This is a genomic window from Neobacillus sp. C211 (assembly GCF_051842875.1).
GTDB lineage: Bacteria > Bacillota > Bacilli > Bacillales > Cytobacillaceae > Neobacillus.
The window spans coordinates 37,623-54,199 of the sequence record NZ_JBPXRO010000015.1 but is presented as its reverse complement, the minus strand read 5'-3'; the positions used below and the strand labels follow the sequence as shown (position 1 = coordinate 54,199).

Genomic DNA, 16,577 nt, shown 5'->3' with positions numbered 1-16,577 from the left:
TCCTTTCCTAAGACATAAAAATACGAATATTCACACGCTCATGCATCATTTGCGCTAATTCTAAACCTGGAGACACAATTCCAAAATCCTCTTCGTCCAAAAGTTGAATTTTTTCGGTTGCCTTGGCTAAAGCAGCTTGGAACTCTTGGATGATTTTTTGCCCGGCTGTTTGACCTAACGGAATGGCACGTACCGCATTTTGAACTAGACTTGACACGGTAGAATATAAATAATAGAGCGTTGTGTTTTCTTGTGAAACTCCAAGATGATGACCAATCATCGTAAACACAATGGCCGGATGTCCAAAAGATTTCTTTTGCTGGATTCGTTCTCTATATTGGGCAAGTAATGGATTCTGATATAAAGATTCCACAAGCTTTAACATACGTTCACCCATTCTCTGTGACCCATCTCGTGTTTCTCGTGGTAAATTCTGAACCATTAACATCCGATCTATTTTCCAAACCTTTTCCATCTCGTTATTTTCTAATGATTCATAGACAAGACGAGTTGCCAGCCCATCTGAATAGACGAGCTGCTCATTTAAATAAACTTGAAGCCACTGGGCAAACGTGGCTTGATCGTGTACGATATTTTCCTGAATATAACTCTCTAAGCCATATGAATGACTAAAAGCACCTGTTGGAAAGTTAGAATCACAAAGTTGAAACAAAGACAGTGTTTTATCAATCATGACTATGACCGATATGCCGAAATGCTTGCTTTACTTTCCTATCTTCGCGTTTAAAAGGGATTTGCAACTCTTGCAGCAATTCTTCCACTAGGTAATCATATTGTACGAGCATGTCATCCTCTTCAAATTGCGCTGGAAGGTGGCGATTTCCCAATTGATGAGCAATCGTCCCCATTTCCTTCAAGGAACGCGGGCTAATAACGAGTACATCATCTGATACAACATCCACAATAATCATATTTTTATCATCCATAAATAAAACATCACCAGCCACAAGATCACGTGGATTTTTTAGTCGAATCCCTATTTCTTTGCCGTGGTCTGTTGTCACTCGCTGAATTCGTTTCACTAAATCAGAACTTTCTAGATATACCTTTTCCTTATGTCGTTTTAAAAGTTCTTCCATTTCCATTTCTTCTATATTCGTTACAATACTTTCAACAATCATTGTTTTCACCTCAAAATAAGAAATAGCGTTGTCCCATTGGTACTTCGTCAACAGGATCACAGGTAATCAGTTCCCCATTTACTTTTACTTCATATGTTTGGGGATCTACAGTAATTTCAGGAGTTTCGGAATTAAGCTTCATATCCTTTTTTGTTAATTTTCGAATTCCGTGAACAGGGAGAATGATTTTTTCCAATCCCAATTTCTCATGTACTTTGCCATCAAAGGCTGCTTGAGAGATAAAGGTAATCGAGCTTTTAGACAGGGCTTTCCCTATTGAAGCATACATCGGTCGATAAATAATCGGCTGTGGTGTCGGAATGGATGCATTAGCATCACCCATTAAGGCTTGAACAATAAAGCCATTTTTTAAAATGAGTTCAGGTTTCACACCGAAAAACGCTGGATTCCAGAGCACAAGATCAGCAATTTTCCCTACTTCTATAGAACCAACATGATCAGAAATACCATGTGTAATCGCTGGATTAATGGTAAATTTGGCAATATATCGCTTTACTCGGTTATTATCTGAATACTCGCTGTCACCTTGCATAGTTCCTCTTTGTTTTTTCATTTTATCTGCAGTTTGCCATGTACGTAAAATAACTTCCCCAATCCGTCCCATTGCTTGTGCATCTGAGCTGACCATACTAAATACTCCCATATCTTGAAGGATGTCTTCTGCTGCAATTGTTTCCTTTCTAATTCGGGAATCAGCAAAAGCGATATCTTCTGGTACAGCAGGGTTCAAATGGTGGCAAACCATCAGCATGTCTAGATGTTCATCAATCGTATTCACGGTATAAGGCAAGGTTGGATTCGTAGAGGACGGAAGAACATTCATGAATCCAGCCGACTTGATTAAATCAGGAGCATGACCACCCCCTGCACCTTCCGTATGGTACATGTGAATAACCCGATCCTTAATGGCTGCCATTGTATTTTCCACAAATCCCCCTTCGTTCAAGGTATCGGCATGAAGGGCTACTTGTACATCAAATTTATCAGCTACTCTAAGTGAATGGTCAATAGCCGAAGCGGTAGCTCCCCAATCTTCATGAACTTTAAGACCAATGGCACCTGCACGTATTTGCTCCGCAAGCGGTTCTTCTGCTGCAGCCTGGCCTTTCCCAGTAAAACCTACGTTAATGGGCAATCCTTCAGCAGCTTCGAGCATCCGGTGAATATTCCATTCACCAGGAGAAACGGTTGTTGCTCTGGACCCTGCAGTTGCACCGGTTCCTCCTCCAATCAGAGTGGTCACACCGGAGGTAAGTGCTGTATCTACCTGAGCCGGGTTAATAAAGTGAACATGTGTATCAATTCCACCGGCCGTTACAATCATTCCCTCACCGGCAATAATTTCAGTGGAGGCTCCAATCACAATATCGACACCATCCATGACTAATGGATTCCCTGCTTTTCCAATTGCAGCAATGACCCCATCACGAATACCAATATCAGCTTTATAAATTCCGGTATAATCCAAAATGACGACATTTGTAATCACTACATCCGGTATCCCATCTCCACGAGTGACAAGGGGATGCTGCCCCATACCATCTCGAATAACCTTCCCGCCGCCAAAGACGACTTCCTCGCCGTAAGTTGTAAGGTCTTTTTCAATTTGAATGATTAAGTTCGTATCGGCTAAACGAATGGAATCACCTGTTGTTGGTCCGTACATTTCGGCATATTGTTTTCTCGTCATTTTAAAGCTCATTGATTAGACCCTCTTTCAATGGAACCATCTGTTTTATTGTTAAATCCATATACTCGACGTTCTCCACCATAGGGAATCAATTCTACTTCTTTCTCATCGCCAGGTTCAAAACGAACGGCAGCACCTGATGGAATGTTCAAACGTTTCCCGAACCCTTCTTCTCTATTAAATTGGAGAGATTCATTTACTTCATAAAAGTGAAAATGAGACCCGATTTGGACGGGACGGTCGCCGGTGTTGGTTACAGATATCTTTGATGTCGTTCTTCCAGCATTACAAATAATATCTTCTTCCTTTAAAAATAGCTGTCCTGGTTCCACTTCAATGTGTTCCATAAAGTTAAGCCTCCTGTTCATTCTTATCGAATTGGATCATGTACAGTTACCAGTTTGGTTCCATCAGGAAATGTAGCTTCTACTTGAATATCGTCAATGATATCTGGAATGCCATTCATGACATCTTCGCGAGACAAGATTGTTCCACCATATTCCATTAATTCGGCAACCGTTTTTCCATCCCTTGCACCTTCTAGTACTTCATAAGTAATTAGCGCAACAGCTTCTGGGTAATTTAATTTTAAGCCCCTTTCTTTTCGCCTTTTAGCAAGATCCGCAGCAACGACAATCATGAGCTTATCAATCTCACGAGGTAATAATTGCATGGTAAAACCTCCTCTTTTTCATATAATTACCAAATGTATTTTTCTTAATTAAGAAAATACTAATATGTAGTCATCTTTTAGAAAAGCAAACATAAATAGCTTTTCCATATAGATTTGATTTAATCTTTTATTTTTTTATTTAGAAATTTTTTTAAGGAGAAGTGTTGTCGATGCTAAAAGACAATAGTGTATATTTGCCAGAGGAGGCTTACTTATTAAGGAGGGAGTTTCCCTCAATTATTTTGGCGTCGCTGAAAGGGGTCTCTCAAGTCATCTTTATTGAGAATGCTGTTTCTGGTGTCCTTATTCTAATTGCTATTACTCTTTCTTCTTATGAATTAGGAATTATTGCTTTTTTGTCTTCTATTATCGGTACATTAATCGGAAAAATAGGAGGGGCAAATGAAAAAAGTGTAGATTCCGGTTTATACGGGTATAATTCTGTGTTAACAGGCATTGCCCTTACTTTATTTTTAACTGGATCTTCTCGGTGGATTATTGCTTTAGTAGGGGCAGTTATTGCGGCGATCTTTGCAGCTATGATGGTCCATTTTATAAAGAATGCTGCACTTCCTATTCTTACTTTCCCTTTTATCATCCTGACTTGGTTTATGCTATTAGTTTCTTACCGATTAAAAGTATTCCAATTAAGTAACACCTTAGTACCTCAAAGTTTATCGCACTGGAAACTAGATATTGAAGGTGAGGTAAATTGGACGGAGGGAATTTTTAATGGAATTGGACAAATATTTTTTCTGGATCATACCCTATCTGGAGTGTTGCTGTTTATTGCTGTTTTTTGGGCAGGATGGAAACTCGGTCTTTATGCTGTAGTAGGAAATACGGCTGCTTTGCTTACAGCTTACGGACTCGGAGGAGAACACTCATTAATTATACTAGGACTATATGGCTACAATGCAATATTGGCATGTATGGCAGTAGCAACTGTATTTAGCACTGAAGATAATCGTTTTAAGAGTATTTCAGGGATTGCAGCAGCTTGTTTAACAGTCCCACTTACTGCTAGTACCAGTATCTGGCTTTTACCATATGGACTTCCTGCCCTAACTATGCCTTTTGTCCTTACTACTTGGCTTTTTTTAGGGGCGAGAAAAGTTTTGCCAACATTGTAACTACGATGGAAAAAACAAAAGCGCTCAGTTTACGAATTTGGAAATTGTGAGGATATAAAGTGACTGTTCTCATGGTTTTTAATTATGTTAGTGCCGGAATTCCACGGGGGACGGTTCTCGTGGCTTCTTAATTAGGGAAGTGTAGATCACCAGAGCGGTCCCCATGGTTTCCATCTACTAAATTGATAAATTTCCTTATTCCTTTACGGATTTGTTCTTCATTAGCATAGGAATAGCTTAAGCGCACCCATGAGGATGGCTGGTTTAATGGATCACAAACACGACCAGGAACAATGGAGATTGATTGTTGAAGGCATTTAACTAATAATTCATCTGTCGATTGGTGGTTGGGAAGCCGTACCCATAAGTTCAAGCCACCATCTGGGCTGGTCCAGTGCAAATCTGTTACCGCTAGTTCTTTCTCCATGATTTCCTTTCTTATTTGTAAGGCAATTCGTAGTTTTTCAACGTGTTGTTGCAGTCTGGGTGATGAAAAGTAATGAAGGAAAATCTTTTGATTCAGGAGTGGAGATCCGTTATCAGCTAGTGATTTCACCCCTAGGAGTGGTTTCATAATGGATGATTGTGCATTTACTACCGCAATTCGTAGTCCAGGTGAGATATATTTGCAAAAGCTCCTTACATAAATCACGATTCCAGATGTGTCATAGGTGTAAAAGGGAGGAGGCGGCTCTTGGTCAAAATAGATGTCGTGATAGGCGTTATCTTCGATTAAGAGACAGCGATATTGCTCAGCTAATTGGACTAATTGCTTTCTTTGTGCGGCTGGGACCGTGTATCCAGTTGGATTATGGAAGGTTGGATTCATATAAAAGAGTCGTGGCTTGTATTTTTTCATCATAAGTTCAACATGCTCTAAATCGTATCCGTCAGGTTGGATGTCCACGGTTACAATATTTGCTCCTTGTGCTCTAAAAGTATCAATTGCGGCACTATAGCTTGGCTGTTCCATTAAAATGGTGTCTCTTGATTTAACAAAAGCTTGAGCAATGAGGTAAATCGCTTGCTGAGAACCAGTCGTGATTAACAGGTTATCCGCTGTCGTAATCGTTTTATACTGGTTAATAAAATATTCGCACAGTGCTTCCCGCAGCTCCTTGTCCCCTTGAACGGTTGAGTAGGTTGCCAGCACTTTGGGATAGAGATCAAACACTTTTTTTACGTAATCGGATAAAAAGAGATTAGGCAAGAGGCTGGGGTCAATTAACGCCTGTGAAAAATTATAGGAAACCGGAACTTGATGAATCTCGGATAAGTGATTTTTTTGTGCGTATGCTGAAATAAGAGGATTCTCTAGATTTTCAAATTTCGCTCTTCCACTTAATTGAACATAATATCCTGATTTATCTTTGACATATACTTTATTTTGTTGTTTAAGCAACTGATAGGCTTTTAAAACCGTTAATCGATGAACATTCATTTCCTCAGCTAATTTTCTTACAGAGGGAAGCTTATCCTCTTCCTGCCACTCATTGCGTTCAATCCGGTGTAAAACATAATCATAAACTTGTTTAAATAGATAATCACCATTGGTCATGTCCTTCCCCCATTTCTCCTTGATTGTACCACGATTCCTTATTGAACTGTTCTATTGATGATAATCTGTTCTATCCCCAACCTCCTATAATGGATAAAAAAGGAGGAATTGTTAATGGTGATGATTGGTTATTTGTTCATGTGTTTGATTTTTGGTACGACCTTTTTAGCAATAAAAATAGGGATAGATGCAGGTATTCCACCCTTTTTCTCTGCTGGACTTCGGTTTTTTATTGCAGGTTTTATTCTTTTTGGGTTCATGGTCTTGCGAAGAAAAACCACGATAGGTTTGTTATTTCGTAAGGAAATGCTGATTACAGGGATCGGTTTAACCTTTGGGACGTTTGCAACTTTATATTGGGCAGAACAATATGTGACGTCTGGTGCAGCCGCTGTGCTATCGGCTACCGGTCCGATGATAATTTTATTGATCCAAACGACCATATTGAAGAAGAAAGTGAATCAAATTTCTTTTATTGGATGCCTTGTAGGTGTTGTGGGAGTTGCTCTTCTCATTTTGCCAAGCTTTACTCTTCAGGGGGAACGGTACTGGTTAATGGGGTGTCTCTTGATTGTCATTGGCGAGGTATTTTATGCTTCTGGGGCCATTTATTCAAAACATGTGATGGAAAAATTTGAATCAGCTTCCCCCATTGCATTAAATGCAGCCCAAATGATGCATGGGGGAATCTTACTCATTCTTTTGTCTCTTTTTACAGAGGATATACAGTTTACTAGCTTGACTAGTACAGCATCCATAGGCTCGTTTCTTTATTTAATAGTTTTTGGCTCAATGATAGGTCATACTCTTTTTTACTGGCTAGTCTCGAGGACCAATCCTGTTTTTCCGTCTACCTGGCTTTTTATTTCTCCTCTCATTGCGATGGTACTAGGTGTTTTGTTTTATCGGGAATATCTTTCTTGGGAATCAGGTATAGGTGCTTTAACGGTTATTTTGGGGACGATTCTGGTGCAGAGTGGCAATCGCCAAAGAATGGTGCCTGTCACCACCCGAAGTATGACGAAATAGACCTTAGATCGGATTGTACTTGAATCCGGTCTTTTCTTAATATAGAAATAGGTGAAAAATTCCGTTTTATCCTTCTACTATAATAATGGTTAAATATGAAACGTTTTAGAGGGACAATTGTATGAGGCACAGATCACTATTCTACCTTTACCTTTATTTTATCTATGATAGTAAACCATGAGGCAGCTCAGCAGCTGACTCATGGTACAAAAGCAATCATTATTCTATTAATCCATACTTTTTTAATGATTCGATTAGCTGGACTTTAGGTTGAAATCCAGTGATCCTCCCAACAAGCTGGCCATCTTGAAAAAGCAATAAAGTAGGGATTCCCATTACCTGAAACTCGCTGATAAACTCCGGATTATCATCCGCATTCACTTTTACAATTTTTAGATCAAATTCTAGATCGATTTCCTCCAATACGGCTCCAATCAACCTGCAAGGAGGGCACCATGGGGCCCAGCAATCGATTAGTACCCACTTGCTTGTTTGGATTTCCTTAAGAATTTCCTGTCCCTCTGCCTGTAAAATGCTCATGAACTATCTCACCTTTCTGTTCGTCGTTGATTGTAGTATATGATGAGGTATAATATAAGTAAAATTAATACTTTGAATATTATACATAAGTAAAATCTAATGTAAGGAAATGAGGAATCCTATGACTCTGTTTCAATTAGAGGTTTTCTTAAAGGTAGTGGAAACAAAAAGTTTTACAAAAGCTGGTGAGCAAATCGGCCTCTCACAATCGGCAGTCAGTCAAGCGGTAGCAGCATTGGAATCAGCGCTAAATATAAAATTATTAAACCGGCACAGGACTGGTGTCAGTTTGACGGAAATCGGCAAACGAATCGCGATCTTAGTTAGAGATTTAATCATGATTAAAACAAAGATCATTAATGAGGCAGCTGGAATCACGGGACTTGAAACGGGAACGGTTAGAATCGGAAGCATTTCGGGCATGTCAGCCAAACTACTGCCAGGAATGATCAGCTCATTTAAAAAACGGTTTCCCGGTGTAGAAGTAGTGCTCTATGAGGGGAATTATGAAGAGATGAGAAATTGGATTAAATTGTCAGTCGTGGATGTTGCCGTAGTCACGGAAGAAAAGCATGAATTCGAATTTTTTCCTTTACTGCAGGATAAAATGGTCGTTTTTGTACCAGAAACCCATCCACTGAGTCATCAATCATCTATCGAAATAAAGGATATCGCCAGTGAACCTTTCATCATGCCAAAAGAATGTGGTCATGTCATCCGGGCGATCTTTAAGGAACAAGGTTTCTCACCTAAAATTCAATTTGAAGTCAGTGATATCGCTACCATCATCGCAATGGTTCAAGAAGGGGTTGGAAATACGATTCTTCCGGAGCTGGCCATCCCCTCCACCTTGTCCAAGATCACTGCTTCCTATTTAAGCCCGCAAGTGTACCAAAATTTAGGGCTTGAGGTCCGTTCAACAGAGTATACAAGCCCTGCGATAACAGCATTTATTCATGAGGCACAAGAATTCACTAAGAAGTTATCATTGGAATTGTTTAACAGCTATCATTCCGTCATAGTAAAAAAAAGATAATGGATTTCATGCTTGCAGCCAAGTTAATTTTTTAGACTACCTGACATAGAAATACAAACCCATAATTAATATAAGGATCTGAAAGGTTATCATTCCAATAAGTTTAGGGGGCGCTGAAAATAACGGGAGCAAGCAATAGGCATATCTTGTCAACTTTTCAAGCACTTGTTCAAGCTATTTCCAGCAACTACTTATTTTTCAAAACCTTTTCAAACAGCGGGTGGGGGGACCTGCGGACCAAAGCCTTTTACTGCAGAAGATCGGGAGCAATTTAGGAGGCTTTTTAAACAAACTATTTCTCAATATGAATAATAATGGCGAACAGTGACAGGTACTGTTCGCCTTTTATTGGTTTATCTAATATAAAGGCACGTGTGGAACATCATTGTGAAACAAGAAAATCCGGGGCGTGACAGGCACTGAAACTCAATGGTTTAGCCGTTTTTTAGCTGAATTTCGTTCTGGAGTAATTGGAATATGTTTCAGTGCTTTACCTAAGCCGTAGTAGGGCATATTTCCATAAATAGATTCATAAGATCGATTTTTTATTTGATAGGTTTCGTGGTAAATTCCAACAGCATCATTGTTTCCTACCTTTTTATTAAAATTTTCCCATGCACTCAAATGCTTCTCATTTTTTGCATAAGCGAGTAGGTCTTCCATTGAACGCCAATATTGAATCATTGCAGTCGTTCTAAGTCCGAAATAGCTTTCCATCGATAAAAATCCCAATTCATCTTTGTTCGTATAAAGCTCCTTAATCATTCCAGGCATTGCATTAAATACTGGTAACCACTTATGAAGTGCAAATCGCTTGTTAACTCTCATTCCAATGATAAAAACGACAATATCCTCTGTATTCTCAGTGGTATAACGCCCAGTATAGATATGTTTGGCCATTACTAATCCTCCTTAGTTAAAAACTTCTCAAGAGTAACCTCGCACCAGTCCATGGCTGCCTTCGTGGTCCTTTTTCCATAATCTAATGTAAACAACCAATACATTGAATCCTCCACGTTATCTTTGTGATTAACAATGGCCAGTTCGATCGATAAATAAGTTTGGTAACGCCCTTCTAACTTTTGCTTGTAATTCTGTAATAGCAAAACCGTCTTTTCTCTGGACTGATAGCGGCCAAAAAACAATTTAAGCAAAATTTCATTTCGTTCAACAGGAAGTTGTTCTATGGGATGCCCCAACCAATTTTTTAAAGTTTCTATTCCTTTTGAAGTGAGGAAGTACTCATTTCTATCCGGCTTTCCTGGGTTTGATGAAGTACGAACTTCTGCTAATCCCTCTTGGACGATTAATTTAAGAGTTGGGTATATTTGACCATAACTTATCTTCCAGAAATGATTTAAGCTCTGATCAATGAGCTGTTTAATGGCGTAACCAGATTTGCAGTCAGTGGTTAAAATTCCTAAAATCGCATAGAGTGTATCGTTATAATTTTTCAAATGTCCTCACCTATCTAAAAGATATATAAAATTTAGATATATATTATTAAATAAATTAAAAAATAACAAGTTAATTTTCAGAATAGAAAAAATAATTAAAACTTTTTAAAATAAAGGGTCGTGTGGAACATCGTTATGAAACAAGAAAATCCGAGTCGTGACAGGCACGGAATCTCTGAATCAGGCTTGTTTATTTTAAATTAGAAAGAATCGTCCTCTAAACGAAAATGATCAAATCTTGCTTTTAGTAACGGGCGGTATTGTGTATGATCGTTGCTGGATATGAAGCTTTTTCAAATATAAGGAATTATTAGAAGCATTATGAATATATAAATAAAGGCAATAGCCTAATTTTTTAACAGGGGGAGTTTTTAACGTGTCAAAAAAGGTTTTAATCCTAGCAGGAGATGCTGTAGAGGCATTGGAAATTTATTATCCGTATTTTCGTTGTCTTGAAGAAGGCATCGAGGTACAAATAGCAGCACCATCAAAGAAGAAGCTGCAAACAGTAATCCATGACTTTATTGGATGGGATACTTATACGGAAAGCAAAGGATACTTAATTGAAGCACAGTTAGCATTTGAAGATGTAAATCCGGACGAATTCGATGGGCTCATTATTCCAGGAGGACGGGCTCCGGAATACATTCGCTTAAATGAAATTGTTCCAAAAATCGTCGCGCATTTTTTTGAAGCAAATAAACCTGTGGGGGCCATTTGCCATGCAGGTCAGGTATTAACAACCGTTCGTCAATATTTGGAAGGTCGAGAATTGACCGCCTATATCGCCTGTAAGCCGGATGTAGAAGCAGCAGGGGCAACCTATATAACAAATCCGCTCCATGTTCAAGGTAATCTCGTTTCTGGGCATGCATGGCCAGATCTTCCGGGGTTCATGAAAGAGTTTATTAATCTATTAAACCAATAAGACTATGACTATTATCTGATTATCACTTAGTTAACTATAACTAGAAATAAGACATATTGGATACAGATTCAAGGGGCAGCTTGAGGAGTGGGCTGCCCTTAATTTTAGTTAGTATTTATCTCGAAAAGAAGTGTCAGCAATCCTGTCTACATAAAATTCACCGTTCAAATAATTGATTACAGAGACACTGCAATTATCATGGTGAGGATAACCGCCCATTTTTGTTAATTGCATTAAGTAGTTGCCTATTGTTACCCCATGTGAAAATACTAGGACATTTCCACCCTCATTTTTATGCTTATGAATGATTTCATCGATAGCCGAGCTTGTTCGTGAAAATAGCTGTAGATAGGATTCCCCTTCAGGTGCTGACAAATTTAAATCGTTAAGACTAAATAATGTCTCTAGGATATTCCCATATTGAGCTAGAATTTCCGTTTGTAATAGGGATTCCAAAACACCAAAGTTCATTTCTTTTAGACGTGGATCAGTAATGATGGGGATGTTTCGATGGCCAATGGCATACCTAGCCGTATCTACTACTCTCTGGCTTTCACTTGCGTATACTGCTTTAAATTCTATTTCAGATAAACCGATTCCTACAGATTTAGCCTGTTCAATTCCTTTATCTGTAAGTGGTGAATCACAAAATCCCTGTAATCGCTTCTCTACATTAAAATGGGTCTCCCCATGCCGAACAAAATAAAGCTTCACTTCTTTTTCAGAGGACACGCGTAAACACCTGCTTTGTATTGGAATTAATTGATTGATAAAATAAATTTTACCACACCTTTCGAGTAGTTTGTAATTAAATACACCAAGCATTTCCAGTCCAACCTAGGTTGTGAGGTATTATTTTTAGGAATTGTTTGTACGAAAGTGAGTTTTCTTTTGAAAAAAGTCTAGGCAAACATAAATGCGGTATTAATTGCAGATAATCCAAAGGCACTTGTAACTAGAAGAATATCAGAAGCAAATCTTGAGTTCGGGGGGATTCGTGGGGATCGCCACTTTGGAATTACCAGTAAGGATGATTCAAGGCAACCGATGTAACCAAGTAACAGGCGAACAGTGACAGTACTGTTCGCCTGTTATTTGTTATATAGATTAAAATTGTTCGTGGAACATCGTTGTGAAACAAGAAAATCCGAGGCGTGACAGGCACGGAAACTCAATGGTTTAGCCGTTTTTTAGCTGAATTTCGTTCTGCAGTAATTGGAATATGTTTCAGTGCTTTACCTAAGCTGTATATAAAGAAGGGATGAAATGGATTCTAAACATTATAACGTTATATTGACTTGAGTGAAATTACGTGGTAACCTACTCTTGTAAGAAAAACAAAAAAGGTAGATGTAACCGTATACAAGTACCCATTTTATTAGGTTTACCGAAAAGGATGAGGGAAATGAAAGATTGTTTTGTATTACAGAATGTAAAACTAGTCAATGGAAATTCTGTAGACATCAAAGTAGAAAATAAAAAGATCCAAAACGTTGTTCCGGCGGGAACTGGAAATGGCGGGAAGGCAATTGACTTTAAGCATAAAGTAATTGTTTCCAGTGGCTGGATTGATTTGCATGTCCATGCCTTTCCTGAATTTAATCCATATGGGGATGAAGTGGATGAGATTGGCTATAAAACAGGAGTAACAACGATTGTTGATGCCGGCAGTACTGGCGCTGATCGTTTGCCAGACTTAGTGAACAGCTGTAAAAAGTCGAAGACGAATGTTTTTGCCTTTTTAAATATTTCACGAATTGGTCTAAAGCGAATCGATGAACTAACCGACCTTTCTTGGCTGGATGAAGATGCTTTAAAAGGAGCCATAGCCGAACACAAAGATTTTATTATTGGACTGAAAGCTAGGATTAGTAAAAGTGTCGTGGGTCCAAATGGAGTAGAACCATTAAAAATGGCCCGGAAATTTTCTAAGGAAACTGAGTTGCCGCTGATGGTTCATATTGGTTCAGGGCCGCCGGATATTAATGATGTCCTCGATTTACTTGAGAAAAAAGACATTATCACCCATTACTTAAATGGGAAAGCCAATAATTTATTTGATGAAGCTGGGAAACCTCTTCCGAAGCTGCTGGATGCCATTAAACGGGGAGTACATTTGGATGTTGGCCATGGAAATGCTAGCTTCTCTTTCCAAACGGCAGAGCAGGCGAAAGAGTATGGTATTCACTTCGATACGATCAGCACGGATATCTATCGAAAAAATCGCTTGCACGGCCCAGTTTATAGTATGGCCAGTGTACTATCTAAATTTTTGTATTTAGGATATCCCTTAAAAGAGGTCATTGATGCCGTTACAGTTAAAGCGGCAGACTGGTTGAATAAGCCGGCACTCGGAAGAATTTCAGTCGGAGATTTAGCTAACCTCACATTATTTTCTATAGAGGATAAAGTGACTCAGTTGATAGATTCTGAAGGAGAAGAACGAACAGCAGAGCAGAATATTGTCGTAAAAGGAGTGGTAATCAATGGAGAATACATTGAATGCTAAATATGGTTTGAAAAGGGTTATCAATGCAAGCGGGCGGATGAGTATTTTAGGTGTTTCAGCTCCCACAGACACCGTAATGGAGGCCATGAAAATAGGCGGGCAAAATTATGTTGAAATCGCTGATTTAGTTGATAAAGCAGGACAGCATATCGCTGGGCTGCTTCAATCAGAGGCAGCGGTTGTCGTGAACTCAGCATCGAGTGGAATCGCTCTTTCAGTAGCAGCAATCGTGACTGAAGGAAACAGACGAAGAAGCGAAAGACTTCATCAAGAAGCGATTCAAAAAAATGAAATCATCATGCTGAAGGGCCATAACGTTCAATACGGGGCTCCGGTGGAAACGATGGTTTTCCTCGGCGGCGGAAAATTAGTGGAAGTCGGTTATGCCAATGAGGGCAAAGCGGAGCACATTGCCGATGCCATTACTGAAAATACGGCGGCGATTCTTTTCGTTAAATCCCACCACGCTGTTCAAAAAAATATGATTTCGGTTGAAGAGGCATGGGAAGTGGCGCAAGCGAATCATGTTCCATTGATTGTCGATGCAGCTGCGGAGGAAGATTTGAAGAAATATGTACAAGTGTCCGATTTAGCGATTTATAGCGGCTCGAAGGCGATTGAAGGTCCAACGGCTGGTATCGTTGCCGGAAAACAAAACTATATCGATTGGCTTAAGGTTCAACTGCACTGCATTGGCAGAAGCATGAAAGTCGGTAAAGAAACAACCTTTGGACTTTTGCAGGCATTGGATGAGTATTTTGTCAAGATCGACAATAGCGAAAAGGAAAAAGCCAGTCTGGCTGTTCTCAAATCACTTGAATCCATTGACGGTGTAAAGGTAACGATTGTACAGGATGAAGCGGGACGTGCCATTTTTAGAGCTCGGATTCAGATTGATCCGGCTTTGACGAAAACAACTGCGAAGGAAGTAAATGACCAGTTAAGGAATGGTGAAATTGCGATTTATACCCGTGATTACGGAATTCGACAGGGCTTTTTCGATCTTGATCCACGACCATTACAGGGTGACGACATTTACGTAATTGAAGCCCAATTAAGAGCCATTTTAGGAGGAAATGAACAATGACAAACATCGAAAAACGTTTTTATCACAACCGAGTCGCATTGAATGTGCTGGCTAATAGTATTGAAAATGCAGTCGAGGTTTTTGAAGCGGCGGAGGGCCATGTACTAGTTGGGGTGCTTTCCAAGGATTATCCTACGGTAGAGGCTGCTGTGACAGCGATGAGGGAATACGGGGCAGCGATTGATGAAGCTGTATCAATTGGCCTTGGAGCTGGGGATAATAAACAAGCAGCAGTGGTAGCGGAAATCGCTAAATTTTATCCGGGTAGTCATATCAATCAAGTGTTTCCTGCTGTCGGGGCAACACGTGCCAAATTAGGGGAGAAAGAGAGCTGGATCAATTCTCTTGTATCACCAACTGGAAAAGTAGGGTACGTAAATATTTCTACTGGTCCTGTAAGTGCGGCAGTTGGTGAAACAGCTATTGTTCCAATCAAAGCGGCGATTGCCTTAGTACGGGATATGGGAGGAAATGCCTTGAAATACTTCCCGATGAAAGGCATAAAGCATGTGGAAGAGTTCCGTGCCGTTGCACAAGCTTGCGGTGAAGAAGGGTTTGCCTTAGAACCAACTGGAGGCATTGATTTAGATAATTTTGAGACCATTTTAGAAATTGCATTGGAAGCAAAAGTGCCTAAAATTATTCCTCACGTTTATTCTTCTATTATTAATAAGGAAACTGGAAAAACAAATCCGGATGATGTGAGGACACTACTCGCCATTACAAAAAAATTGGTTGAAAAGCATGCCTAAACAAATTGTTGCATTCGGTGAAGTAATGATGCGTTTGCAGGTGCCGGGATATGAATTACTGACTCAAGCTAACACATTACAATACTCTTTTTCAGGCACGGGAGTAAACGTTGCTTCTGCGATGACCAAGCTAGGCTATGATGGCTATCTTGTGACGAAATTACCAGAGGATCCTTTAGGTGATGCAGCCATTTCTTTCTTACAGCGATTGGGAATCAATCGGAAATTTGTTTCTAGAGGCGGAAAATATCTTGGGTTGTATTTTTTAGAAAATGGTTTTGGACAGCGGGCGAGCCGGGTTACCTATACCAATCGCCTGGAAAGCAGCTTTAATACCGCTCATGTTTCGGATTACGATCTGGATTTGATTGCCGAGCAAACAGATATTATTCACTTTTGCGGTATTACGCTTGCCATGACCGATGGTGTTCGTGCTAGTATGAAAGAGCTGGCTAAAAAGGTAAAAGAAAAAGGCGGATTGGTTTGTTTCGATTGTAATTACCGCCCTTCCTTATGGGAGGGAGGGTACAGTGAGGCGAAACCTCATTATGAAGACATGCTGGCTTTGGCTGATATCGTCATGATGAATGAAAAAGATGCGATGTATATTTTAGGAATGGAGACAGCAGAAACCTCCCGGGAGGAACAGCTGAAAGACCTCATTCCTAAGGTGGCAAAACACTTCGATATTCAAACGCTTGCGGGAACACACCGAGGGATTAATAGTGATAATACCCATTCTATACGGGGATATTTGTATAAAGATGGGCAGTTTCACTTCTCAGAAAAGATTTCTTTTTCCGTGTATGATCGAATTGGAGCCGGAGATGCTTTTACTAGCGGGATTTTACATGGGGAACTGTCTGGATTTTCACCTGAGAAAACAGTCCGGTTTGCAGCTGCAGCAGGAATGCTGGCCTGCACCATTGTTGGCGATACCCCGATGTCGACGGAAGATGAGATCTTGTCCGCCATGGCCGGAACCATTGATGATATAAAGAGATAAAAGGAGCGAGTAGGGA

The 16,577-nt window shown here is 39.7% G+C and carries 18 protein-coding genes; 8 read left to right on the top strand and 10 right to left on the bottom strand.

All coding sequences use genetic code 11. The features are described from left to right. Positions 1-7: 7 nt before the first annotated feature. From ACSU6B_RS15500 to ACSU6B_RS15480, 5 genes are read right to left on the bottom strand one after another with little or no spacing between them, the layout of a single operon-like run. Positions 8-694: an urease accessory protein UreF gene (locus tag ACSU6B_RS15500; RefSeq protein ID WP_410886498.1), complete on the bottom strand. Its 687-nt coding sequence runs from the start codon at positions 692-694 to the stop codon at positions 8-10. After that, positions 687-1,142, bottom strand: coding sequence for an urease accessory protein UreE (ureE, locus tag ACSU6B_RS15495; protein ID WP_215002137.1), 456 nt, complete (start codon positions 1,140-1,142; stop codon positions 687-689). The genes ACSU6B_RS15500 and ureE overlap by 8 nt, the downstream gene beginning before the upstream one ends. A 10-nt stretch (positions 1,143-1,152) precedes the next feature. Then, complete coding sequence (gene ureC, locus ACSU6B_RS15490; RefSeq protein WP_215002138.1) at positions 1,153-2,865, bottom strand: urease subunit alpha; 1,713 nt, start codon at positions 2,863-2,865, stop codon at positions 1,153-1,155. Beyond that, positions 2,862-3,200: an urease subunit beta gene (ureB, locus tag ACSU6B_RS15485; protein WP_251032978.1), complete on the bottom strand. Its 339-nt coding sequence runs from the start codon at positions 3,198-3,200 to the stop codon at positions 2,862-2,864. Before ureB ends, ureC begins: the two co-directional genes overlap by 4 nt. Before the next feature lie 23 nt (positions 3,201-3,223). After that, on the bottom strand, positions 3,224-3,526 hold the full coding sequence (locus ACSU6B_RS15480; protein WP_410886496.1) for an urease subunit gamma: 303 nt from the start codon (positions 3,524-3,526) through the stop codon (positions 3,224-3,226). A gap of 170 nt (positions 3,527-3,696) precedes the next feature. Between ACSU6B_RS15480 and ACSU6B_RS15475 the strand changes: the two genes are divergently transcribed. Then, positions 3,697-4,659, top strand: coding sequence for an urea transporter (locus tag ACSU6B_RS15475; protein WP_410886494.1), 963 nt, complete (start codon positions 3,697-3,699; stop codon positions 4,657-4,659). Positions 4,660-4,786: 127 nt separating this feature from the next. On the opposite strand, the gene ACSU6B_RS15470 is transcribed toward ACSU6B_RS15475, so the two are convergent. Next, positions 4,787-6,217, bottom strand: coding sequence for a PLP-dependent aminotransferase family protein (locus ACSU6B_RS15470; protein WP_410886492.1), 1,431 nt, complete (start codon positions 6,215-6,217; stop codon positions 4,787-4,789). A 114-nt stretch (positions 6,218-6,331) separates the two neighbouring features. Here ACSU6B_RS15470 and ACSU6B_RS15465 point away from each other — a divergent pair, with 114 nt between their 5' ends. Then, the gene (locus ACSU6B_RS15465) at positions 6,332-7,246 is read left to right on the top strand and encodes a DMT family transporter (protein WP_215002144.1); all 915 of its coding nucleotides are present in this window, start codon (positions 6,332-6,334) and stop codon (positions 7,244-7,246) included. Between the two features lie 219 nt (positions 7,247-7,465). On the opposite strand, the gene ACSU6B_RS15460 is transcribed toward ACSU6B_RS15465, so the two are convergent. Next, positions 7,466-7,786: a thioredoxin family protein gene (locus ACSU6B_RS15460; protein ID WP_410886490.1), complete on the bottom strand. Its 321-nt coding sequence runs from the start codon at positions 7,784-7,786 to the stop codon at positions 7,466-7,468. A gap of 121 nt (positions 7,787-7,907) precedes the next feature. Here ACSU6B_RS15460 and ACSU6B_RS15455 point away from each other — a divergent pair, with 121 nt between their 5' ends. Next, entirely contained in the window at positions 7,908-8,822 is a 915-nt protein-coding gene (locus ACSU6B_RS15455; protein WP_410886488.1) for a LysR family transcriptional regulator, read from the top strand. Positions 8,823-9,248: 426 nt separating this feature from the next. Here the strand turns inward: ACSU6B_RS15455 and ACSU6B_RS15450 are convergent, their stop codons facing one another. Together ACSU6B_RS15450 and ACSU6B_RS15445 are read right to left on the bottom strand one after the other, a co-directional pair. Then, positions 9,249-9,722 (bottom strand): DUF4188 domain-containing protein, encoded by a 474-nt coding sequence (locus ACSU6B_RS15450; RefSeq protein WP_168241934.1) that lies wholly within the window; start codon positions 9,720-9,722, stop codon positions 9,249-9,251. A gap of 2 nt (positions 9,723-9,724) precedes the next feature. Beyond that, positions 9,725-10,279 (bottom strand): PadR family transcriptional regulator, encoded by a 555-nt coding sequence (locus ACSU6B_RS15445; protein ID WP_168241935.1) that lies wholly within the window; start codon positions 10,277-10,279, stop codon positions 9,725-9,727. A 376-nt stretch (positions 10,280-10,655) separates the two neighbouring features. Between ACSU6B_RS15445 and ACSU6B_RS15440 the strand changes: the two genes are divergently transcribed. Further along, complete coding sequence (locus tag ACSU6B_RS15440) at positions 10,656-11,207, top strand: DJ-1/PfpI family protein (protein WP_410886486.1); 552 nt, start codon at positions 10,656-10,658, stop codon at positions 11,205-11,207. A 108-nt stretch (positions 11,208-11,315) separates the two neighbouring features. Here ACSU6B_RS15440 and ACSU6B_RS15435 read toward each other — a convergent pair whose 3' ends face one another. After that, the gene (locus tag ACSU6B_RS15435) at positions 11,316-11,939 is read right to left on the bottom strand and encodes a histidine phosphatase family protein (protein WP_410886484.1); all 624 of its coding nucleotides are present in this window, start codon (positions 11,937-11,939) and stop codon (positions 11,316-11,318) included. 673 nt (positions 11,940-12,612) lie between these two features. On the opposite strand from ACSU6B_RS15435, the gene ACSU6B_RS15430 reads away from it, so the two are divergent. Genes ACSU6B_RS15430 through ACSU6B_RS15415 form a run of 4 tightly spaced genes read left to right on the top strand, consistent with a single transcriptional unit; the run spans position 12,613 to position 16,561 of the window. After that, entirely contained in the window at positions 12,613-13,716 is a 1,104-nt protein-coding gene (locus ACSU6B_RS15430; protein WP_410886482.1) for an amidohydrolase/deacetylase family metallohydrolase, read from the top strand. Beyond that, a complete protein-coding gene (locus tag ACSU6B_RS15425) occupies positions 13,694-14,803 on the top strand; it encodes a DgaE family pyridoxal phosphate-dependent ammonia lyase (RefSeq protein WP_410886480.1) in 1,110 nt (369 codons plus the stop codon). The genes ACSU6B_RS15430 and ACSU6B_RS15425 overlap by 23 nt, the downstream gene beginning before the upstream one ends. Further along, positions 14,800-15,555 carry a 2-dehydro-3-deoxy-phosphogluconate aldolase gene (dagF, locus tag ACSU6B_RS15420; protein ID WP_410886478.1) on the top strand — a complete coding sequence of 252 codons (756 nt, stop codon included), beginning with the start codon at positions 14,800-14,802 and terminating at the stop codon, positions 15,553-15,555. Before ACSU6B_RS15425 ends, dagF begins: the two co-directional genes overlap by 4 nt. Continuing rightward, on the top strand, positions 15,548-16,561 hold the full coding sequence (locus ACSU6B_RS15415; protein ID WP_410886476.1) for a sugar kinase: 1,014 nt from the start codon (positions 15,548-15,550) through the stop codon (positions 16,559-16,561). The genes dagF and ACSU6B_RS15415 overlap by 8 nt, the downstream gene beginning before the upstream one ends. Positions 16,562-16,577: the final 16 nt, after the last annotated feature.

Bases quoted from the DNA above. Each gene is read 5' to 3' on its own strand.
- ACSU6B_RS15455 (WP_410886488.1), top strand. From the start codon at position 7,908: ATGACTCTGTTTCAATTAGAGGTTTTCTTAAAGGTAGTGGAAACAAAA.
- ACSU6B_RS15465 (WP_215002144.1), top strand. From the start codon at position 6,332: ATGGTGATGATTGGTTATTTGTTCATGTGTTTGATTTTTGGTACGACC.
- dagF (WP_410886478.1), top strand. From the start codon at position 14,800: ATGACAAACATCGAAAAACGTTTTTATCACAACCGAGTCGCATTGAAT.
- ACSU6B_RS15460 (WP_410886490.1), bottom strand. From the start codon at position 7,786: ATGAGCATTTTACAGGCAGAGGGACAGGAAATTCTTAAGGAAATCCAA.
- ureC (WP_215002138.1), bottom strand. From the start codon at position 2,865: ATGAGCTTTAAAATGACGAGAAAACAATATGCCGAAATGTACGGACCA.
- ACSU6B_RS15500 (WP_410886498.1), bottom strand. From the start codon at position 694: ATGATTGATAAAACACTGTCTTTGTTTCAACTTTGTGATTCTAACTTT.
- ACSU6B_RS15425 (WP_410886480.1), top strand. From the start codon at position 13,694: ATGGAGAATACATTGAATGCTAAATATGGTTTGAAAAGGGTTATCAAT.
- ACSU6B_RS15415 (WP_410886476.1), top strand. From the start codon at position 15,548: ATGCCTAAACAAATTGTTGCATTCGGTGAAGTAATGATGCGTTTGCAG.
- ACSU6B_RS15475 (WP_410886494.1), top strand. From the start codon at position 3,697: ATGCTAAAAGACAATAGTGTATATTTGCCAGAGGAGGCTTACTTATTA.
- ureE (WP_215002137.1), bottom strand. From the start codon at position 1,142: ATGATTGTTGAAAGTATTGTAACGAATATAGAAGAAATGGAAATGGAA.
- ACSU6B_RS15470 (WP_410886492.1), bottom strand. From the start codon at position 6,217: ATGACCAATGGTGATTATCTATTTAAACAAGTTTATGATTATGTTTTA.
- ACSU6B_RS15480 (WP_410886496.1), bottom strand. From the start codon at position 3,526: ATGCAATTATTACCTCGTGAGATTGATAAGCTCATGATTGTCGTTGCT.
- ACSU6B_RS15430 (WP_410886482.1), top strand. From the start codon at position 12,613: ATGAAAGATTGTTTTGTATTACAGAATGTAAAACTAGTCAATGGAAAT.
- ureB (WP_251032978.1), bottom strand. From the start codon at position 3,200: ATGGAACACATTGAAGTGGAACCAGGACAGCTATTTTTAAAGGAAGAA.
- ACSU6B_RS15450 (WP_168241934.1), bottom strand. From the start codon at position 9,722: ATGGCCAAACATATCTATACTGGGCGTTATACCACTGAGAATACAGAG.